Raw genomic sequence first — 19,722 nt, 5'->3', positions numbered from 1 at the left:
CGCCGTCATTTGCGCAATCCAGTCCTTGCGCTAGCCCATACCGGCGGCCGTTAAAGCTGGCGCGCTGCGGGCTGGATGCGGGCCGCTCTGGCTGGCGCGGCCGGAAGTGCAATCGCATCCATGACGGCTTGCCGCGTCGGTGCCGTGGCGCGACCGCCTGAAGCCACATAGCGCGTCAGTTGGTCCAGCACGGTTTGCGCCACCAGCAAACCCGCCACATCGGGCGGCGCGGGCGCGCGATACATGGCCACCGTCGCCCGCTCCTGCCAGCGCAACTTATGGCTGCCATTCGCCGAATACTGGTAGCTCACCCGCGTCCACGCTTGCGCCTGCTCGGGCCGGTATACACCGTCGTAAAACGCCCCGGCTGTTTGATCGGCCGCGCTGACCGTGCTCGCCGTTGTCTCGGTGTTTTCCAGACGGAAATAACTGAAGCCCTGCGCCCGGGTCAATTCCGCGCAGCGGTATAACCAGAAAAACCAGGCCTGATCCTTGCTGGTGTAGCCGCTGCCGCTGAAGGCCACCAGGTAGTGGCTGGCATCGATGCGCGTCTCGCTATATCCGTTGGCGCTGTTGCTGGTCTGGGGCCGGGTGAGGGGGCTGGCGCAACCGGTGGTCAGCAGGCTGGCTGCCAGCAAGGGAGCAAGCAGCACGCGGCGCATACCGGCCAGGGCCGAAGGGAACGTCATCAGCAAAGCTCTCAGATCAGGACGGGGAAAATAAGCGCGAGCAGGGGACTGATCCCGCTGGCGTCAGCGGCTCGACAGGCATGATAGGTGAGGTATCGTTGCGTGTCGTAATGTAGATGCGGGCTGTTGTGATTTGTCGACGCCGCAGCACGAGATTGCACCAACAGCTTGGTCCCAGCGCGCTCACTTTATGGTGCTTATTTTTTCTGGTGGGTAATGCGTATGGCGGTCGCGGTGGGGTTGGTAATGTTGTTTGATGCGGTCTATCTGGCTTTGATGGGCGTCTACATCGTGCGCTGTTTCACCATCAAGCGCGTGGCGGTCAGACGCGACTTTTTGCAAGCGCTGCGAGACGACGCGAAATCAGGTGACGGGTTTTCGCGCGTCTTGCTGGTTTTTCAGTATGGGGCGCTGTTACAGGCCTTCTTGATCATGATCTTTCTTGTCTATAGCAAGGTGGTCACTGGCCGGTAAACCGGCCGGGGGTCGCCACTCGCCCAAGGAACACGCCATGCTGTACGAACAACGCATCTACCACGCCATGCCGGGCCGCATGCCCGATCTGCTCAAGCGCTTCGAGTCCATCACGCTGGGTTTCTTTGAGCGTTACGGCATACGCCAGGCTGGTTTCTGGACCATTGCCGTGGGCGGCTCGACCTCGGAGTTGATTTATCTGTTGCAGTGGGAATCGATGGCCGAGCGCGAGCAAAAATGGAACGCCTTCGCTAGCGATCCGGACTGGGTGCGGCAAAAAGCCGAGACCGAAGCCCAAGGCCCGCTGGTGGACTACATTGCCAACCAGTTTCTGCAGCCGACGGCGTTTTCGGCGGTGCGTTAATCAAGCACTCTCGCGCGCAATCACCCGGCATTGCAGTTCGTTCACCCGTACACAATCGCCGGGAATCTCGCCCAGTTGTTGCAGGATACGTTCGGCCGCCAGTACGCCCATTTCGTGGGCAGGCGGCCGGATGGTGCTCAGGCTGGGCAGCAGTTTGTCCGAAAACGTATAGTCGCCAAAACCAAATACCGCGCATTGTGCGGGAATGCGGATGCCAGCGCGCTGCCCGGCAAGGATGGCGCCAGCGGCCAGGTTGTCGTTGGCAAAAATCACCGCATCGGCGCCGCGCTTGACCATCGCTTCAAAGCCTTGTTTACCGGCCTCGAACGGGGCGGCCTCGGTCGGGATAAAGAACCATGGCTCGTAGCCAGCCGCGCGGATGATTTCGGCATAACCGTTGCCGCGATCCATGGCGCTGATGTCGCCGGGCTGGCTGTTCTGCACATAGGCGATGCGGCGGTAGCCACGGTCCAGCAAATAGCGCGCGGCAAGGCGGCCGACCTCTTCATTAGAAAACCCCACCTGGATGGGCAAGCGTTGCGCTTGCAAATCCCAGGTTTCCACCACCGGCACGCCGGCTTGCTCAATCATTTTTTCGGTGGCCGGACTGTGGTATTGGCCCGTCAGCACCAGCGCGGCCGGGTTCCAGCCCAGAAAGGCGCGCACGGCGCTTTCTTCTTGCGCCACATCAAAGTAGCTCGAGGCCAACAGCAATTGATAACCGTGGCGGGTGAGCGCATCGCTAAAGCTCTGGATGGTGTTGGCAAAAATCGGGCCGGAGATATTGGGGATGACCATGCCGACGATGCGCCCACGCACCGAGGCCAGGCCGCCTGCGATCAGGTTGGGCACATAGCCCAGCGTGGCCACCGCGCCTTCAATCTTGCTGCGCAAATCGCTGGAGACCTTGTCTGGATGCTTGAAGAAGCGCGACACGGTAATGGCGGAAACGCCTGCCAGTTCGGCTACATCGTGCACGGTGGCGCGACCTGAGCTGCGGCGCTTGCGGGGGGCGTGATCGCGATCCAAACCTGGCTCCTGATTTAAGGTTGAGCATATTAACCTGACTTTTAATTCTTTGACGATCTAAAGCCAAATCTCTGACACTGCCGATGTTACCGCTAACAAGGCGGCATGAACCGGAGCATAACAGTGTTTGGCGTGGCGCAATTTTTCTCTGCAGATAAGCAAGGGCAACGGCCCGGCCTGCGCACGGCTGCGATTCGCATCGCGTCGGCCGGCTTGCTGATCAGCGCCGCCCACCTCGCTCATGCCGCGCCAGCGCCCATCACGCTCAAATTGTTTGTCGGCGGCAGCGCGCAACGGCCCGATTTGCTGCGCCAGCTGCTAAATGAGTACGAACGCAGCCATCCCGGCATCGAGGTGGAACTGGGGGCGGGCGGCGCGACCTCTGAGTTGCAACGGCGTTATCTGTCCACTTTGCTCAACGCCGAAGACAGCACTTACGACGGTTTCATGATCGACATCGTCAACCCGGCGCAATACGCGGCGGCGGGTTGGATAGAACCGCTGGACCGCTATATGGGCAGTGACGCTGCCGCCGCTTTAAAGAACCATCTACCCGCGTACCGTCAGGCCGATGTCTGGCGCGGCCAACTGGTGGCCTTGCCGGCGTTTAGCGACGCCATGTTTATGTATTACCGCAAGGATTTGCTGGCGCGCTACGGCGTCGCCACGCCGCAAACGTGGCCGCAACTGGCCGCCGCCGCACAAAAAATCCAGCACGCGGAAAGCCAACCGCAGTTGCAGGGCTTGTCGATCCAGGGCGCGCCGATTGAAGGTGCGGTGTGCACGTTTCTGTTGCCGTACTGGAGCGCCGGCCGCTCGCTGACCGATGCGCAAGGCCGTTTGACGCTGGACGTGCCGACGGCTCAGCGCGGGCTGCAGCAATGGCTGGATCTGGTGGGGCAGGGTGTGATCAAGCCCGGTGTGGCGGAAGTCAAAACCGGCGACACGCTTAATGATTTCAAAGCCGGCAAGGCCATCTTTGCGGTGAATTGGGGCTTTGCCTGGAACGCCTTGCAGAACGCCGCCGATAGCCAGGTCAAAGGCAAGGTTGGCGTGATGGCGCTGCCTGCCGTGCCCGGTGGCGAACGCGTCAGTTGCATGGGCGGCTGGCAATGGGCGCTGTCGGCGTTCTCGCGCCACAAAGCCGAGACCGCGGCGCTGTTGCGTTATCTGGCCGCGCCGGCAGCCTCGCGCTATCTGGCGCTCAAGGGCAGCTTGTTGCCGGTGTATGCCAGCTTGTACCAGGACCCGCAAATCCTGGCGCAATTGCCGTGGTTGCACGATGCCGCGCCGGTATTGCAAAGCGCCCGCGCCCGGCCGGTAACGCCGCGTTATGGCGAAGTCTCCGACGTGTTGCGCATGACCACGTCGGCGGTACTGGGCGGCTCGCAAACACCCGTCGCTGGTGTCGCCGAAATCCAGAACCATCTGCAGCGGGTATTGCGCTGATGACCACCACGACCCAAGCCATGCCGCCATCCCCCGCGGTGACCGCTGCGCGCAATGTGGCCCGACCACGCCAATCGCGCGCCCTCAATGACCAGTTGCTGGGCTGGCTCTTGCTGCTGCCCGCCGTGTTGTTGCTGGCGCTGGCGGTGGTTTACCCGGTGGCGCGGCTGTTGCATGACAGCCTGTTTGATATCCAGCTTTCTGGCGCTGCGCCGCTGCGCTTTGTCGGACTGCAAAACTATCAGGATTTGCTGGCCGACATCGACGCGCGTCGAGCTGCCGGCAATACCTTGCTGATTACCTTGATCACCGTGCCGCTGTCCTTGCTGGCTGGGCTATTGATGGCGCTGGGGGCCAACCTCAACTGGCGGCGGCGTTGGCCCGTGCGGCTGGCTTTGTTGTTGCCGTGGGCGTTGCCGATGGCGTTCTCGGGGATGATTTTTGCGTGGTTTTTTAATAGCGATCATGGCGTGGTCAACGACCTGTTGCAGCGCTTGCATCTGCCCAGCGTGCGCTTTTTGCTGTCGCCCTTCTGGGCCCCGCTGTGCGTGTGCCTGGCCACGATCTGGAAGACGTCCTCCTTTGTGGCGCTGATCCTGCTGGCGGGCCTGCAAACCATCCCGCGCGAACTGCACGAAGCCGCCGAAATCGACGGCGCCGGTCGCTGGCATCGCTTCTGGCATATCACCTTGCCGCTGCTCAAGCCGTCGATCGTGGTGGCGCTGATTTTTCGTACGGTAAGCGCGCTGCAGACCTTTGACATCCCGTACGCGATGACGCAGGGCGGCCCCGGCCATGCCACGCAAACACTGGCCATGCTGATCAACACCACGGCCGTCGATTATCTGAATGTCGGTTACGGCTCGGCGTTGGCGGTGCTGCTGTTTGCGGTATCGCTGGGTATTAGCGCGCTGTATCTGCGCCATGTGTATCAGGAGGCGCAATGAGCGCGTCGCAAGCTAAATCGTCGCGCAACCTGCGCGCTTGGGTGGCGTTGGTATTGCTGGTAAATGGTTTCTTTCCGGCCGTGTGGATTCTGTTTACCTCGCTTAAAACCGAGACCGAACTGACGCAGACGCCGATCACCTGGTGGCCGCATGCGCCCACGCTGGCTAATTACACGCAAGCGTTTAGCCAGCAACCCTTGCTGCACTTCATCGGCAACAGCCTGGAAATCGCCATCGGCTCGGCGCTGCTGACGTTGGTGGCGGCCACCGGTGCGGCCTATGCCATTGCGCGGCTCAAGCTCAAAGGTCGCGGCCTGATTCTGACCGGGCTGATTGCGGTGGCGATGTTTCCGCCGGTTACGTTGCTGGTGCCGCTGTTTGAAACCATGCGCGCCTTGCATCTGCTCAACACCGCGCTGGCGCTGATGTTGCCGTATGCGGTGATGAGTCTGCCCGTGGCCACGCTGCTGCTGGTCAGCTTTTTTAAAGACATGCCGCAAGAGCTGGAAGACGCCGCGCTGCTGGATGGTTGCAGCCGTCTGGGGGCGTTGTGGCATGTGATGTTGCCGCTGGCGGCACCGGCCGTGTTTACCGCCGGCATCCTCGCCTTTGTGAACGCCTGGGACGAATTTTTGCTGGCGCAAGCGCTCAACGCCGCGCCGGAACATCGCACTTTGCCGGTCGGCATCCTGTTTTATCAGGGCGAATTCACTTTTCCGTGGCCGGTGATTTCGGCGGCGCTGGTGGTGGCCATCGTGCCGCTGGCGCTGCTGATTGTGCTGTTCCAGGAACGCGTCACCGGCGGCCTGATGGCGGGCAGCTTGAAGGGCTGATTCGCACGATTTCAGTTGGTTAGCACTCGGCGGAGCTCCCTCCGCGCAATGACAAAAAACGTAAACACACTCATGGGAAGACACACGCAATGAAGCTCGCACACACCCGCCCGCCGCACACACTCAGCCAGCTCGGCGCGGCCCTTACCCTGGTCGCGGTCGCGTCGGCGGCATGGGCCGATGATGCCCCCGCCGGCCAGGTCGAATCAGTGGTGGTCACCGCTACGCATCGTCCGCAAAAACTGGCCGAAGTGCCTATCGCGGTCACCGTGGTCGATGGCGATGCGCTGGCCAAAGACAATATCAATTCGGCCGAAACCCTGACCGAAGCCGTACCCACGCTGACCTTTCGCAAGGGCAATACCAATAAAGACTCAGCCATGAACATCCGTGGCGTTGGCACCATTTCGTTTGCCTCGGGCGTGGAGCCGAGCGTGTCGACGGTGATTGATGGTGTGGTGTATGCGCGCCCCGGCCAGGCCACGCTCGACTTTCTCAATATCGATCACATTGAAGTGCTGCAAGGCCCGCAAGGCACGCTGTTTGGCAAAAACGCCTCGGCCGGGGTGGTGAACATCGTCACCAAACCAATCGACAAGGCCACCACCGGCTATGTGGATGCCTCGTGGTTTGAAGGCCACGAAGCGCGGCTGGGCGCGGGTATTTCCGGCTCGGTTAACGATGCGGTGCGCGCTTCGGTGGCGGCCTATCTGGGTTCGTATGACGGCAATGTCACCAACGTTTACAACGGCGACACGGTAAACGGCTACAACCACAAAGGCGTGCGTGCGCGCTTTGATCTGGCCTTGCGCGATGATCTCGACGCCACCGTCATTGCCGACTGGTCGCACAACAAAGACAACGGTACCGCTGACATCATCAGTAGCGTGCACAGCACGGCCTATAACAATGCGGTGCTGCTGCCCGCGCTGGCGCCGGTGAGCCCCACGCCCAACAATCTGCAGATCAACAATGACCTGAACCCGCTGACCGAGGACACCAACTGGGGTCTGAGCGCGCAGTTCAACTGGCACGTTAACGATTACACGCTGACCTCCATCACGGCGTATCGCTTCTGGGACAACTACCAGCAGCGCGATGGCGATTTCACCTCGTCTTATCCGGCCTATGTAAATAGCGGCACGGCGGCGGGCAATGTCTCGACGGCCGATCATGGCACGCTGGGTTTCCATCAGATTTCGCAAGAACTGCGCATTACCTCGCCGCGTGATCAATTCCTCGAATACGTGGGCGGTTTGTTCTATTTCCAGACCGATGAAAGCGACTGGTTCAACCGTGCCGTTTCGTCATGCACCGCCTCGACGCTGGCCAGCAGCAATGGCATCACGCCATGCGCAGCGGGCGCATCCACCTATAGCAACAACGTGGGTGACGCCCAGTTTGAGAGCAAGCTGAAGAACTACGCCGCTTATGGCGATGCCACGCTTAACTTCACCAAAGACATCCGCGGTATTGCCGGTCTGCGCGTAACGCGGGACGAGCTGAGCTACAACTTTGCCCGCACCTCGACCTCGGCCACGTCCTTCCCCGGCGTTAATCCGGCTTTCAGCTCCAGCGGTTCGGATGGCCATAACGGCGTGTCTGGCCGCCTGGGCGGGCAGTACGACTTCAGCAGCAATATCCACAGCTACGCCACCTATACCCACGGCTACAAGGGTCCGGCTTATAACGTGTTCTTTAATATGCAGCCGACCGACACCAAAGCGCTGGCGCCCGAGACATCCAATTCATATGAAGTGGGCCTTAAATCCTCGGCATTTGATAACAAGCTGGTGACCGCGCTGGCCGCCTGGTACACGCAATATCACAACTATCAGGCCAACTTTTACGACACGGTGGATGGCCTGACGGTGTCGCATCTGACCAATGCGGGCGATGTTTCCAGCCGTGGCCTTAGCCTGGATTTCACCGCCAGACCGATAGCCGCGTTAAACCTGGGCGGCGGCATTGCTTATACCCGCGCCAAAATCGACGAGTTCAATTGCCCGCCGCCCGCGGCGGCCAATTGCGCGGCCTCAGTTAACGGGCAACCGCTGCCGTATGCGCCGAAATGGAAATCAGTGGTACGCGCCGATTACACCGTGCCGCTGCATAACACCGATTACGACGTGATTCTGGGCACCTCCTACACCTGGCAAAGCGCCACCCAATACGATCTGGCGCAATCGCCCGATGGCATCCAGGGCGCGTATGGCTTGTGGGATGCCAATATCACGCTGGCCAATTACAACCAGGGCATGCGCTATTCCTTGCTGGTTAAAAACATCGGCGACAAGTACTACACCATCAGCCGCGTGCCCACCGGTACTTATGTGCGCCAGATTGCGCCGCGCGATGCCGAGCGCTACTGGGGTATCAACGTGCGTAAAGACTTTTAAGCGGCAGGAGCCAGACCGATGAGCACACAACGACAAGGCCAGATGAGCCTGGGCGCCTTTTTGATGGAAACCGGCCACCATGTGGCGGCGTGGCGCGACCCGGCCACGCCCGCTAACGGCGGGCTGGATTTCAAGGTGTACAAGCAGGTGGTGCAGATCGCCGAACAGGCGCGCTTTGATATGGTGTTTTTTGCCGATAGCGTCACTGCCTATACCGGCGCGGCGGCCGAGCGCATGGCGCGTTCGGACAAGTTTGAGCCGCTTACGCTGCTGTCGGCGCTGGCCGCCGTGACTGAGCACATCGGCCTGTGCGCTACCGCCACCACCACCTATAACGAGCCCTACCACGTAGCGCGCAAGTTTGCCTCGCTCGACCATCTTTCCGGTGGTCGGGCCGGTTGGAATCTGGTGACGTCCGACGCCGCCAGCGAGGCCGGCAACTTTGGCCGCGAGCAGCACGTCGGCCACGCCGAGCGCTATGAACGGGCGCGCGAGTTTTACGATGTGGTCACCGGTTTGTGGGACAGCTGGGACGACGATGCCTTTGTGCGCGACAAGGCCAGCGGCGTGTATTACGACCCGGCCAAACTGCATGTGCTTAACCACAAGGGCAAGCATTTTTCGGTGACCGGACCGCTGAATGTGGCGCGCCCGCCGCAAGGTCGGCCGGTGGTCATCCAGGCCGGCTCCAGCGAAACCGGGCGCGATCTGGCGGCGCAAACCGCCGATGTGGTGTTTACCGCGCATACCTCACTGGCTTCGGCGCAGGCGTTTTATCGCGACGTTAAAGCGCGCACCGAAGCGGCCGGCCGCAGCCGGGATTCGATCCGCATCATGCCGGGCATCTATGTGGTGGTGGCCGCCACGCGAGAAGCAGCGCAGCAGAAACACGCAGCCCTGCAAGCATTGGTAGACCCGGAAGTCGGCTTGAGTTTGCTGTCGCGCATGATCGGCAACTTTGATCTGCGCGGTGTGGATCTGGATGGCCCGCTACCCGAACTGCCACTGACCGACAGCGGCCAGCGCAGCCGCCAGGAATTGCTGACCCGACTGGCGGGCAAGGAGAACCTGACGGTGCGCCAGTTGTATGAACGTATCGCAGGCGGGCGCGGGCATTTCAGCGTGATCGGCACCGGCGCAGACGTGGCCGATGCCTTGCAGGAATGGTTTGAAGGCGAGGGCGCCGATGGCTTTAACGTGATGGCCCCCACGCTGCCGGGCGGATTGGCGGATTTTGCGGAATTTGTGGTGCCGGAACTGCAAAGACGCGGACTGTTCCGCACCGAATACAGCGGCACCACGCTCCGCGAAAACCTCGGATTGCCACGTCCATAGGGTGGGTCTCGACCCACCATCCAAAGCCAAAAGCCACGCAGCGCGATCTTTGCATACCACTTTGGATGGTGGGTCTTGACGGGGACGCCGAGTCCCACCCTATGGGCGAGGGACGTTTAGCGCCGGTGTTCGTTAAGTATCTGCAAAACCTCGGGCGACAGCGGCCTGCCGGCCTGCACTTGCGGGTCGGCCAGCGCGCGCCAGTGTTCGTATGCCGCCTTGCGGGCATCCAGCAGCGGCCAAACGTCTTCATCCGTGCCCGTACCTGCGCGCACGCGGTCTTTGGCCTCACGAAACGCCGTCGACGCCCGGATCAGCGCTTGCTCGGCCTGCTTTAGTGCTTCTGCTTCACCTTCGTTCATGCTGCACATTCCTTGCGCGGTTGTGTCCGGGCCAGCAAACGGCTGGCATTGCTGACCCACTGCTTGCATATTGATCACCACAATAGATAGCCGGATACACTTTAACCGATGCGCGCCGGGCATGGCTGTCAGCTATGGCCGCGCTGAGACCAAGCGCACAACGCGGCTGGATGTGGGATGGCGCCGCCACCCTGCAGCGGCGTGCGGCGGATAGCGCGCCAGGCACATTGCCCGCACTATCGGCAGCATCGCAAGATTCGGGGCACACCTATGGGCGCTGGCACGGGTATCCGCAAGTTGCTGGACCAGCTCGGCCCCGGCGTGATTACCGGCGCCTCTGACGATGACCCCAGTGGTATCGCCACCTATTCACAAGCCGGCGCGGCGTACCGCTTTGATACGCTGTGGACGCTGCTGTTTTCGTTTCCGCTGATGTACGCCATCCAGGCCATCTCGGCCCGCATCGGCCGCACCACCGGCCACGGCCTGGCCACCAATCTGCGGCGGCATTATCCGGGCTGGTTGTTCTATTGCATCGTGGTGCCGATGGCCATCGCCAACGTTATCAATATTGGCGCCGACCTTGCCGCCATGGGCGACGCAGCCGCCTTGCTGGCCGGCCATCGCGGCAAAGAGGCATACACCATCGGTTTTGGCCTGCTTTGCCTGGCGCTGATCCTGTTTGTGCCTTATACCCGCTACGCCAATGTGCTGAAGTGGCTGACCTTGTCGCTGTTTGCCTATGTGGCCGTGCTGTTTACTGTGCAGATTCCCTGGAGCAGCGTGCTCAAGGCCACCGTGTTGCCCAGCATGCACCTCGATCGCAAATACATCACCGTGGTCGTCGCCATCCTCGGCACCACCATCAGCCCGTATCTGTTCTTCTGGCAGGCTTCACAAGAAGTCGAAGAAATCCGCAAAGAACCCCGGCGCGATCCGCTAATCCAAGCGCCCGAACAAGCGCCGGCCGAACTCAAACGCATACGCCTCGATACCTTGGTCGGCATGGGTTTTTCCACCGCCATCGCCTACTGCATCATGCTGTCGACCGCCGTCACGCTGAATATGCACGGCGCCACCGATATCCAGACCACCGCCCAAGCCGCCGAAGCCTTGCGCCCGGTGGCCGGCCGCTTTGCCTTCTGGCTGTTTGCCGGCGGCCTGATCGGCACCGGGCTGCTCGGCGTGCCGGTGCTGGCCGCCTCCGCTGCCTACGGTATCGCCGGCACTTTCCGCTGGAAAAACAGCCTGGAACACAAACCGCTGCAAGCCCCGCAGTTCTACGCCGCGCTGGCTCTCGCCATCCTGGCCGGCATAGGCATGAATCTGATCCGAATCGACCCGATCAAAGCGCTGTTCTGGAGCGCCGTCATCAATGGCGTGGTTGCCGTGCCGGTGATGGCGGTACTGATGCTGCTCTCCGCCAACCGCAACGCCATGGGCGAGTTTACCGTGCACGGCAGCCTGCGCTGGCTGGGCTGGCTGGCAACCCTGGCGATGGCTGCGGCGGTGGTGGCGATGTTTGTGTTTATGTAGGCGCGCCGGTATCACATCTCCTGCGACGGCCGGATGTAATCGATTAATCGTTTGGGATTGTCGCGCCTGGATAAACCAGCGCGGCGTGCGATCTCAGCCACGATGCGGGCTCGCGAAATCGACGGGTCTATGCCGTATAACCTCATGCGAAATTTGCTTTTATCCAGCGTGTCGAGGTTGAGCACCTGCCAGACCGCACCGCCGCCGTTTGACTCCAGCGCCTCGTAAATGCGCGCGATGTTCTGGTATTCAAAAAAGTGCAGTTCCGCGCCTTTTAATACGTCTTTTGATCTGACCTTGCAGGTCATGCCTTTTTCATCAAGCAAAAGCAATAATCGATAGTCGTCGGGATAGGGCCGTAATACCACCCGTACCCCCCATACCAGGCAAACCGTGCCCGCCGCGACCAGCAGCGCTAAAGGAATCAATAACACCCATGGCAGAACTGACCAGTTCTGCACGATATCAGCCGTGAGATGGCCGTAGAGATAGAGGGCAAACGGCGCGCCGAACAGGGCGAGCCGATATTTCTGCGCACGTTTCAATGCGACGATATCGGCCGGGGTCAATTCAATTTTTACTGTGGCCAGGCTGAGGTCAATGTCGCTCATTAATCGAAACACCTGCGTTGGGTGGGGTGGGCGCTGCGGCCCCCCATGGATGATTCCAACCGCCGCACAAAATCATCCCGTTGCGCCACTGCGTTGACGCGTTGCTTCAGGACTGTGGGCAGGGGGCATCAAGCTGCTTGTGTTTATGTGACACTTGCTGTGCGCCCGCTCAGGCTTGATTGATACATGCCGTATTGTTCCACTAGACTCGCCACGCATTGATGCCGGCACTCAGGCCGGGCAGCATGCTGTTACCCCGTTTTATCCAGGCGAAAGATTAAGCGATGCCACCATTTATTGCCATCAAGCCGCTATTGTTTTTGCTCAGTCTGTTGTATGCAGGCGTGTTTTTGCTGCGCTTTAAACTGTATTTGCAGACCTTAAACGACGATATTCCCGGTTTGACGCGCCACGACCGCAGTATCAAGAAAATGATTGCGGATCAGCCGTCATTTCTGATCGGCAAACTGGTGTATTGGCCCTTGATGGGCTGCATGTTGTTTTTGTTTTTGCCGATTTATTTTCCGTACGCAGGATTTTGCGCATTGTTTTTTATGCTGGTTCTATTGTTCGGCTAGTGCGTTAGTCTGCCAGCGGTATCGTGCCTGCAAGATAATGGTACCGGTCCCGCCAGTATTTATTTGCCTATTTGATGTTATTGCCTTTCTGATTTTTTTATTAATGTTGGCGATCACTTCACCAGAAAATATCGTTGTTATCACTCGCTCTGAGCTGTCCGTGCTCGCAATGTTGATTGCGTATTACTTTCTTATTTTCAAAAACATCAAAGCCAATAAGATATAAAACTACTTTTTATGCTGGAAAAGCCCTCCCCAAACGCTATCCCGCATTAGCTACCGCGCGCCACACCCGCTGCAGGCGGGTGATGCGGGGTGGGCGCGTTGATCCGTCAGTTGCGCCGGGCGCTTTAGCTAGCCCCACCCCGCCATTTTCAATCCACCAATTCCAGATCCGGCAATTTCCAGCTCTTGTCAAAATACGGTTCCAGCGGCGCATAGAGCCGGAACAACACAAAGAAGCTCTTACCCGCTGCAGTCGGTATCCAGTTATTCGCGCCGCTGGCGGGGGCGTGGGGGCCGACGTACAAATCGACTGAGCCGTCGGCATTCATGGTCAGATTGGCGCGCGACGATTTATCCACCACATCGCCGGGCGTATGGGCAAAGAAAGAACGGGTGTCGCTATCGTAAACGGTGAGCGACCAGAACAATTTGGCCGGGGCGTTGGGTGGCACGTGCAGGCGATAGTTCTTGTCGCCATTCAGCCACGCACCGTCCTTGTCGTGCGCCGTGCCAAGATAGGCCTGGCCGACGCCGGGGGTGTGGGTGCTCATGCCGCGACTGGTGGTGACGGCCTGGTAAAAATAGTTGGTGCGCTCATCCAGCGGCGCATAGGTTCCGGTGTCCTGGCCGACGTCAAAATTGATCAGGTATTCCCAGCGGGTGTCGGCGCGGTAACGCGCGGCCGGATCGCGGTTGGCAAAGGCGATGGATTGGCCCATCAGTTCGCCCGTGGTTGCGCCTTGCAGCAAGATCTTTTGCTGGCGCGCATCGGGCTGGTACGGTTTGCCTTTTTCGATGCCCAGCGGCCTGAGCATCGCCATATAAAAGCGGTCACGCTCCTGCACCGGTTCCCGCTGCAGAATTTCGTTCAGGCTGGCCCAATACGCTGCGCCGCGCGGTGGGACCTGGCTCCAGGCGCGGCCTTCGGGACGCAAAAAGCGCGTGTGTTCGGGCTGCGCGCGTTGCGCGTACGAATACATATTAAAGCGGCTGATGACCGCCTGCGCCTTGGCCGGATCGGCATCCAGCGCGCGAAACGCCACGATCATATTGAAAGTAGGCACGTGCACCACGCGGTAAGCATGGGTGTCGAGCCCATCGGGCAGTGCCTGGCCAGGCCCCAGGATCAGATACTTGCCGCCTGCGCCTTTATCGGGCCCGGTTTCGCCCATGTCGGTGACCGGGCGTTGCCAGAAATCACCCACGCCCCCCGCTGACGCGCCCTGGGGATAATCAATGACCAGCGGGCCCGTGCGGGCCAGATCCGGAAAGCCGACGATATAGGGCGTGGTGGCGTTCGGCGTCAGAATGCCCAGTTTGTCTTGCACGCTGGTGTACACCAGCATGTCGGTGTCTTTGGCGCCGAAGATATTGCGGTGTGCTTTCTGCCATTCATTGAAGCCCACAATCGGCAGTCCCCACAGATAAGCCTGGGTGGCGCGTTGATAGTCGAGTTGGTCATACAACTGGTCCACGGTGGCCTGGTCGGCGGGCAAACCTTGCTGCAGCGGGATCGAGCCAGCCGGGGTGTCGATGCTGGCGGCATGAGCGATGCCAAACAGCAGGCTGCACGCCAATGGCAGCAAGCCCAGGCGCAGTGCAGGCAGTGCGCGTTGGCGCAGGGGGCGACGGGGGCGGGGCAAAGCAGGCAAGGGCAAGCGCATTGATTACTCCGGTTTGGCGCGGACGGGGGGGGCTGCGCCAGCAAGAAAGCCGCCCGGAGGCGGCGCGTGCTTATCTATAGCCAGCTAGCGTATTGATCGCCACCCCTGAAATGTTACGCGTGCCATGGTTATGCCCCCGCGCTGCGCTGCCCGATTCGGGCCATGCCTTGGATTGAGTTTGCTGAAAGCTTGCTCGGCGTGTTCTGCGAAATTAATCCGGTTTATAAGAGTTTACTTACATAAAATTGCGCCGATTGCCGTCGCACGGTTGCCACAATCTGCCGCTGTTGCCTCAGCCATCCCCTGTTGTATAAGCCGCCCAAAACCGCATAAAAAACATTGTTGTATCTAGCATTGATGCGGGTTTCACCTGTACGCTGCGCAACTTTCAGTGGTGTCGGGATGCTAGCGTTTAAAACGCCATGATCCCAGGACCGCTCCCAGCCAGGGCGCATCCTGATTGCTTACGTCAAGCAAAAAGAAATATTGTCCTGACATGCATCCGGTGCGGGTTGTTCGCCGTATATCCGATCAGCAGTAAACGCGGGCATACAGCCCGGCGTTATGCATACCGATTCAATTCTGCAACCGCTGTACCACGGCGCTGCGGAATGTTGAACTGCAAGGGGACTCACATGTTTGGTGGTGCAATCCGGCAAGAAAACACGCGGCTGGGGCAAGAGCTCAGCGTTGCTTCTTCAAAACTGAAGGCGCTGGATGCGTCACTGGCACGCGTCGAGTTCGACTTGCAGGGCAAGTTGCTGGCGTGCAACGACATTTTCGCCAGCGTGATGGCGCTGCAGCCGGGCGAGCGGCGGCATGCCGAACTGTGCGATAGCGATTACGTGCAAAGCCGTGATTACGCCACGTTCTGGGACAAACTGCGGCGCGGCACCGCGTTTAGCGGTGTGGTCAAACGGCGGCGTATGGATGGCAAGCCGGTGTGGCTGGAGGCCACCTACAGCCCGGTGCAGGACGCTACCGGCCAGGTGGTGGGCGTGATCAAGGTGGCGTCAGATATTACGGACCGCATCAACGATGCATCACGCAACCAGGCCCTGATCGACGCGGTGAACCGCGTAATGGCGGTGATCGAGTTCACCCCCAGCGGCGACATCATCACCGCCAACGACAATTTTCTGCAGACCATGGGCTACCGGGTTGAGGATTTGCGCGGTCGGCATCATTCGATTTTTTGCGAGCGTGAATACGCCGACAGCCCGGATTACCAACGCTTGTGGGGTGATCTGCGCGCTGGCCGCGTGTTTGCCGCCGAGATCAAACGCGTGGCGGCCGATGGCAGCGTGCGTTGGCTGGAAGCCAGCTATAACCCGGTGTTCGATCAGACCGGCCAGGTGACCAGCGTGATCAAGTTCGCCACCGATGTCACCGCCCGCGTGGCACGTAATCTGGCCGAACGCGACGGCACCTTGCTGGCCATGACCGCCAGCCAGCAAACCTCGGAATGGGCCAGCCAGGGTATGGAGAACATCGGCAAGGGCGTTGAGATTATCCAGCGCATGTCGGGCTCGATTAATGAAGCGGCCAACAATATGTCGGCGCTGGGCGAAGAATCCAGACGCATCACCTCGATTGTGCAAACCATCAAGGAAATCGCCGACCAGACCAATTTGCTGGCTCTTAATGCCGCCATCGAAGCGGCCCGCGCGGGCGAGACCGGCCGTGGCTTTGCCGTGGTAGCGGATGAGGTGCGCAAACTGGCGGAACGGACCGCGCAGTCCACCGAAGAAATCGGCAAGATGGTGCGTCAGATCCAGGGCAAAACCAGCGTAGCGGTGGCTGATATGGCGGGCATCAACGACCTTGCCAGCAGCAGCGTGGCCATGACCGAAGAAGTGGGCACGGCCATGTCGCAGATCAGCGCCAGCGCACGCTCGGTGGTCGAAGCCATCGGGCAACTGACGCATATGCTGCAAGAAGATCATCGGGAATAAGCCGCCCGCGCGGCCACCGTCCCGCGTTTTGCAAGCCCGACCTACGCCGACTGCCCGCAATGGCTGACAAACTCGGCTGGCGTGACAGGTGATGATGCGAGCATCGGCCCCTGCGGCCATTCCGGATCAAGCGGGCGGCGTATGCATCCACCTTCCAGGCAGCAAGCCGGCTTTGTACAAGTGCGCGGCGCGCGTGAGCACAATCTGCGCGATGTGAATGTGGATATTCCGCGCGATGCGTTGGTGGTGTTTACCGGCGTGTCGGGCTCGGGCAAATCGTCGCTGGCGTTTGGCACGCTGTATGCCGAGGCGCAACGGCGCTATCTGGAATCGGTGGCGCCGTATGCGCGGCGCCTGATTGATCAGGCCGGTGTGCCCGATGTCGACCAGATTGATGGCCTGCCCCCGGCGGTGGCGCTGCAACAGCAACGCGGCACGCCGACGGCGCGCTCATCGGTGGGCACGGTAACGCAGATTTCCAGTTCTTTGCGCATGCTGTATTCGCGCACCGGGCGTTATCCCGCCGACCAGCCCATGTTGTACGCCGAAGATTTCTCACCCAACACGCCGCAGGGCGCATGCCCGCAATGCCATGGTCTGGGCCGGATTTATGAGGTGACCGAGCAATCGATGGTGCCTGATCCGTCGCTGACCATCCGCGAAAAAGCCGTCGCCGCCTGGCCCAGCGCGTGGCAAGGCCAAAATCTGCGCGACATCCTCACCACACTCGGGCACGACATTGACGTGCCGTGGCGCGATCTGCCGCAAGCCACGCGCGACTGGATACTGTTTACCGACGAAACGCCGACGGTGCCGGTCTACGCCGGCTTCAATATCGCCGAGGTCAAACGCGCCATCAAACAGCAACAGCAGCCCAGTTATATGGGCACCTTTACCGGTGCGCGGCGCTATGTGTTGCACACCTTTGCCACCAGCCAGAGCGCGATGATGAAAAAGCGCGTGGCGCAATTCATGGTGGGCAACGTCTGCCCCTTGTGCGCAGGCAAACGGCTTAAGCGCGAGGCGCTGGCGGTGACATTTGCCGGTTACGACATCGGCGCCTTGCAACAGATGCCGCTCAAGCAACTGGCCGAAGTGTTGCGCCCGGCGGCGCAAGGCCGGGGTGAAGGCGGCCAGGCGCAAGACGCCGCGCCCACGCGCAGCAAACAACAGCATCAACGCCATATCGCCGAACGCGTGGCGGCTGGCGGCTCGGCGCATACCGCCGCGCCCGATGTGCGCCGCACCGCGCATGATACGCAAGCAAAAGTGATCGCCGCGCAACGCCTGGCGCAAGCCTTGCTGAGCAAGCTGGAAACGCTGATCGGCCTGGGCTTGGGCTATCTGGCGCTGGACCGCGCTACGCCGACCCTGTCGCCGGGCGAGATGCAACGCTTGCGCCTGGCCACCCAACTGGGCTCGCAATTGTTTGGCGTGGTGTATGTGCTGGATGAGCCGTCTGCGGGCTTGCATCCCGCCGATGGCGCCGCGCTGCTGAGCACGTTGCAACGGCTTAAAGCTGAGGGCAATTCGGTGTTTGTGGTGGAACACGATATCGCCACCATGCGCCAGGCCGACTGGCTGGTGGATGTGGGCCCCGCCGCGGGCGAGCTGGGCGGCCAGGTGCTATACAGCGGCCCGCCCGCAGGCCTGGCGCAGATCAAGCCATCGCAAACGCGGCGCTATCTGTTTGATGGCGGCCAGGGCATCGCCCGCCAGGCACGCCCAGCGCAAGCGTGGCTCAGGCTGGAACAGGTTGAACGCAACAATCTGCAAAATGTGGATGCGGCGTTTCCGCTGGGCTGTTTGACCACGGTGACGGGCGTGTCGGGTTCGGGCAAATCCAGCCTGGTCACGCAGGCCTTGCTGCAACTGGTGGCGGCGCATCTGGGCAATCCGCTCGATGCGACGGAAGAGGCGGAAGAGCATGCGCCGCAGCCGCCGGTTTCCGATGAAGACAGCCGCGATGCCGCCGGCGTGCCGACGCTGCCGGAGGCGCGTGCCAGCGGCCGTATTGTGGCGGGCATGGAACAAATCAAGCGGCTGGTGCAGGTGGATCAGAAACCGATCGGCCGCACGCCACGCTCCAATTTAGCCACTTATACCGGCCTGTTCGACGCCGTTCGCAAGCTGTTTGCCGCCACGCCTGCGGCGCGCAAACATCGTTATGACGCCGGGCGCTTCTCTTTTAACGTCGCCAAAGGCCGGTGTGAGACCTGCGAAGGCGAAGGTTTTGTGATGGTGGAACTGCTGTTTTTGCCCAGCGTGTATTCGCCATGCCCCACCTGCCACGGCACGCGCTATAACGCCGATACGCTGGCGATCAAATGGCACGATCTGAGCATCGCCGATGTGCTGGGTTTGACGGTGGATGCGGCCTGCGCCGCCTTTGCCGACGAGCCCGCCGTGCTGCGGCCGTTGCAGGTGCTGCGTGACATCGGCCTTGGCTACTTGCGACTGGGCCAGCCTGCCACGGAACTCTCGGGTGGCGAGGCGCAGCGCATCAAGCTGGCGACTGAATTGCAACGGGCGGGCAGCCAGCGCGGCGACACGTTGTATGTGCTGGATGAACCCACCACCGGGCTGCATCCGTCCGATATTGATCGCTTGCTGGCGCAACTGGATGCGCTGGTGCAAGCGGGCAATACCGTGGTGTTGGTCGAACACGATATGCGCGTGGTGGCGGCCAGCGATTGGGTGATCGATCTGGGGCCCGGCGCGGGCGATGAGGGCGGGCAGATCGTAGCCAGCGGCACGCCCGCCGAGGTGGCTGCTAGCCACGCCAGCCGCACCGCGCCGTGGCTGACGGAGGCGTTGCAACGGCCGACCGCGCCGTAATGCGTCAGGCGATCTGGTTGGCGCGGTAGACCCGTTTGACGCCGTTGGCGCTGTCGCGCAGCAAGGCTTTGGGAATGTCGTCGCTATCGGGTGCAGTCGTGTAGATCGTCGCCAGATCATCGAAAAACATGCAAAAGCCAAAGCGCACCATGGCCTCAAAGGCGAAGTCCTGAAAATCGCGCCCGGATACCCGCGGCTCGTTCACGCTAAGGCAAAGCACGCCGCCTTGCCCATCGCCGATAACGCGCACACTGCTTGCAACCAGCGCGGGCAGAGCGATGGCGGCGCTCACCTCGGGTTGCGCAATGCCACTGTGCTCCGCAAGAAAGGGCAGGACCTCATCCAGCGCAACCGCGGCCTCGTTGCCGCCCTCAAATTTCTGCAAAAACGCGGTGGTGCTCATGCTGCCAGTCCCTCTTGAAGAAGCCGCCATT

18 protein-coding genes are annotated in these 19,722 nt (G+C 60.9%); 11 read left to right on the top strand and 7 right to left on the bottom strand.

The window, feature by feature from the left end; all coding sequences use genetic code 11:
* Window positions 1-50 precede the first annotated feature (50 nt).
* Window positions 51-689, bottom strand: coding sequence for a CC0125/CC1285 family lipoprotein (locus ACYQ1A_RS07375; RefSeq protein WP_499361390.1), 639 nt, complete (start codon window positions 687-689; stop codon window positions 51-53).
* 216 nt (window positions 690-905) lie between these two features.
* On the opposite strand from ACYQ1A_RS07375, the gene ACYQ1A_RS07370 reads away from it, so the two are divergent.
* Window positions 906-1,163: a hypothetical protein gene (locus tag ACYQ1A_RS07370; RefSeq protein WP_499361387.1), complete on the top strand. Its 258-nt coding sequence runs from the start codon at window positions 906-908 to the stop codon at window positions 1,161-1,163.
* A 37-nt stretch (window positions 1,164-1,200) separates the two neighbouring features.
* Window positions 1,201-1,527, top strand: a complete 327-nt coding sequence (locus ACYQ1A_RS07365; RefSeq protein WP_499361384.1) for an NIPSNAP family protein — start codon at window positions 1,201-1,203, stop codon at window positions 1,525-1,527.
* On the opposite strand, the gene ACYQ1A_RS07360 is transcribed toward ACYQ1A_RS07365, so the two are convergent.
* On the bottom strand, window positions 1,528-2,556 hold the full coding sequence (locus ACYQ1A_RS07360; protein WP_499361383.1) for a LacI family DNA-binding transcriptional regulator: 1,029 nt from the start codon (window positions 2,554-2,556) through the stop codon (window positions 1,528-1,530).
* Between the two features lie 105 nt (window positions 2,557-2,661).
* Between ACYQ1A_RS07360 and ACYQ1A_RS07355 the strand changes: the two genes are divergently transcribed.
* The 3 genes from ACYQ1A_RS07355 to ACYQ1A_RS07345 are packed head-to-tail and all read left to right on the top strand — an operon-like array spanning window position 2,662 to window position 5,785.
* Entirely contained in the window at window positions 2,662-4,005 is a 1,344-nt protein-coding gene (locus ACYQ1A_RS07355; RefSeq protein ID WP_499361381.1) for an ABC transporter substrate-binding protein, read from the top strand.
* Window positions 4,005-4,952 carry a carbohydrate ABC transporter permease gene (locus ACYQ1A_RS07350; RefSeq protein ID WP_499361380.1) on the top strand — a complete coding sequence of 316 codons (948 nt, stop codon included), beginning with the start codon at window positions 4,005-4,007 and terminating at the stop codon, window positions 4,950-4,952. The genes ACYQ1A_RS07355 and ACYQ1A_RS07350 overlap by 1 nt, the downstream gene beginning before the upstream one ends.
* A complete protein-coding gene (locus ACYQ1A_RS07345; RefSeq protein ID WP_499361379.1) occupies window positions 4,949-5,785 on the top strand; it encodes a carbohydrate ABC transporter permease in 837 nt (278 codons plus the stop codon). Before ACYQ1A_RS07350 ends, ACYQ1A_RS07345 begins: the two co-directional genes overlap by 4 nt.
* Window positions 5,786-5,855: 70 nt before the next feature.
* Here ACYQ1A_RS07345 and ACYQ1A_RS07340 read toward each other — a convergent pair whose 3' ends face one another.
* Window positions 5,856-6,125 (bottom strand): hypothetical protein, encoded by a 270-nt coding sequence (locus ACYQ1A_RS07340; protein ID WP_499361378.1) that lies wholly within the window; start codon window positions 6,123-6,125, stop codon window positions 5,856-5,858.
* Between ACYQ1A_RS07340 and ACYQ1A_RS07335 the strand changes: the two genes are divergently transcribed.
* Window positions 6,037-8,184, top strand: a complete 2,148-nt coding sequence (locus tag ACYQ1A_RS07335) for a TonB-dependent receptor (RefSeq protein ID WP_499361376.1) — start codon at window positions 6,037-6,039, stop codon at window positions 8,182-8,184. The genes ACYQ1A_RS07340 and ACYQ1A_RS07335 overlap by 89 nt on opposite strands.
* An 18-nt stretch (window positions 8,185-8,202) precedes the next feature.
* A complete protein-coding gene (locus ACYQ1A_RS07330; protein ID WP_499361374.1) occupies window positions 8,203-9,519 on the top strand; it encodes an LLM class flavin-dependent oxidoreductase in 1,317 nt (438 codons plus the stop codon).
* Window positions 9,520-9,635: 116 nt separating this feature from the next.
* Here ACYQ1A_RS07330 and ACYQ1A_RS07325 read toward each other — a convergent pair whose 3' ends face one another.
* Window positions 9,636-9,881, bottom strand: a complete 246-nt coding sequence (locus ACYQ1A_RS07325; RefSeq protein ID WP_499361373.1) for a hypothetical protein — start codon at window positions 9,879-9,881, stop codon at window positions 9,636-9,638.
* 270 nt (window positions 9,882-10,151) lie between these two features.
* On the opposite strand from ACYQ1A_RS07325, the gene ACYQ1A_RS07320 reads away from it, so the two are divergent.
* A complete protein-coding gene (locus ACYQ1A_RS07320; protein WP_499361372.1) occupies window positions 10,152-11,417 on the top strand; it encodes an NRAMP family divalent metal transporter in 1,266 nt (421 codons plus the stop codon).
* 11 nt (window positions 11,418-11,428) lie between these two features.
* Here the strand turns inward: ACYQ1A_RS07320 and ACYQ1A_RS07315 are convergent, their stop codons facing one another.
* Window positions 11,429-12,028, bottom strand: a complete 600-nt coding sequence (locus ACYQ1A_RS07315; protein ID WP_499361370.1) for a hypothetical protein — start codon at window positions 12,026-12,028, stop codon at window positions 11,429-11,431.
* Between the two features lie 284 nt (window positions 12,029-12,312).
* Between ACYQ1A_RS07315 and ACYQ1A_RS07310 the strand changes: the two genes are divergently transcribed.
* Window positions 12,313-12,606, top strand: a complete 294-nt coding sequence (locus ACYQ1A_RS07310; protein WP_499361369.1) for a hypothetical protein — start codon at window positions 12,313-12,315, stop codon at window positions 12,604-12,606.
* 374 nt (window positions 12,607-12,980) lie between these two features.
* Here the strand turns inward: ACYQ1A_RS07310 and ACYQ1A_RS07305 are convergent, their stop codons facing one another.
* On the bottom strand, window positions 12,981-14,495 hold the full coding sequence (locus ACYQ1A_RS07305; protein ID WP_499361368.1) for a DUF1254 domain-containing protein: 1,515 nt from the start codon (window positions 14,493-14,495) through the stop codon (window positions 12,981-12,983).
* Window positions 14,496-15,130: 635 nt separating this feature from the next.
* Between ACYQ1A_RS07305 and ACYQ1A_RS07300 the strand changes: the two genes are divergently transcribed.
* Together ACYQ1A_RS07300 and ACYQ1A_RS07295 are read left to right on the top strand one after the other, a co-directional pair.
* Window positions 15,131-16,450 (top strand): methyl-accepting chemotaxis protein, encoded by a 1,320-nt coding sequence (locus ACYQ1A_RS07300; protein WP_499361367.1) that lies wholly within the window; start codon window positions 15,131-15,133, stop codon window positions 16,448-16,450.
* 141 nt (window positions 16,451-16,591) lie between these two features.
* Window positions 16,592-19,288, top strand: coding sequence for an excinuclease ABC subunit UvrA (locus ACYQ1A_RS07295; RefSeq protein WP_499361365.1), 2,697 nt, complete (start codon window positions 16,592-16,594; stop codon window positions 19,286-19,288).
* 4 nt (window positions 19,289-19,292) lie between these two features.
* Here the strand turns inward: ACYQ1A_RS07295 and ACYQ1A_RS07290 are convergent.
* A partial coding sequence (locus ACYQ1A_RS07290; protein ID WP_499361363.1) for a hypothetical protein occupies window positions 19,293-19,722 on the bottom strand: 430 nt, incomplete at its 5' end.

Source organism: Silvimonas sp. JCM 19000 (assembly GCF_054652575.1).
The sequence above is the reverse complement of the archived record's forward strand: the minus strand, read 5'-3'. Positions and strand labels throughout refer to the sequence as shown.

Excerpts from the sequence above, each read along its gene's own strand:
- ACYQ1A_RS07295 (WP_499361365.1), top strand. The coding sequence starts at position 16,592 with ATGCATCCACCTTCCAGGCAGCAAGCCGGCTTTGTACAAGTGCGCGGC.
- ACYQ1A_RS07365 (WP_499361384.1), top strand. The coding sequence starts at position 1,201 with ATGCTGTACGAACAACGCATCTACCACGCCATGCCGGGCCGCATGCCC.
- ACYQ1A_RS07310 (WP_499361369.1), top strand. The coding sequence starts at position 12,313 with ATGCCACCATTTATTGCCATCAAGCCGCTATTGTTTTTGCTCAGTCTG.
- ACYQ1A_RS07300 (WP_499361367.1), top strand. The coding sequence starts at position 15,131 with ATGTTTGGTGGTGCAATCCGGCAAGAAAACACGCGGCTGGGGCAAGAG.
- ACYQ1A_RS07350 (WP_499361380.1), top strand. The coding sequence starts at position 4,005 with ATGACCACCACGACCCAAGCCATGCCGCCATCCCCCGCGGTGACCGCT.
- ACYQ1A_RS07305 (WP_499361368.1), bottom strand. The coding sequence starts at position 14,495 with ATGCGCTTGCCCTTGCCTGCTTTGCCCCGCCCCCGTCGCCCCCTGCGC.
- ACYQ1A_RS07375 (WP_499361390.1), bottom strand. The coding sequence starts at position 689 with ATGACGTTCCCTTCGGCCCTGGCCGGTATGCGCCGCGTGCTGCTTGCT.
- ACYQ1A_RS07370 (WP_499361387.1), top strand. The coding sequence starts at position 906 with ATGCGTATGGCGGTCGCGGTGGGGTTGGTAATGTTGTTTGATGCGGTC.
- ACYQ1A_RS07325 (WP_499361373.1), bottom strand. The coding sequence starts at position 9,881 with ATGAACGAAGGTGAAGCAGAAGCACTAAAGCAGGCCGAGCAAGCGCTG.
- ACYQ1A_RS07320 (WP_499361372.1), top strand. The coding sequence starts at position 10,152 with ATGGGCGCTGGCACGGGTATCCGCAAGTTGCTGGACCAGCTCGGCCCC.
- ACYQ1A_RS07355 (WP_499361381.1), top strand. The coding sequence starts at position 2,662 with ATGAACCGGAGCATAACAGTGTTTGGCGTGGCGCAATTTTTCTCTGCA.
- ACYQ1A_RS07315 (WP_499361370.1), bottom strand. The coding sequence starts at position 12,028 with ATGAGCGACATTGACCTCAGCCTGGCCACAGTAAAAATTGAATTGACC.
- ACYQ1A_RS07330 (WP_499361374.1), top strand. The coding sequence starts at position 8,203 with ATGAGCACACAACGACAAGGCCAGATGAGCCTGGGCGCCTTTTTGATG.
- ACYQ1A_RS07345 (WP_499361379.1), top strand. The coding sequence starts at position 4,949 with ATGAGCGCGTCGCAAGCTAAATCGTCGCGCAACCTGCGCGCTTGGGTG.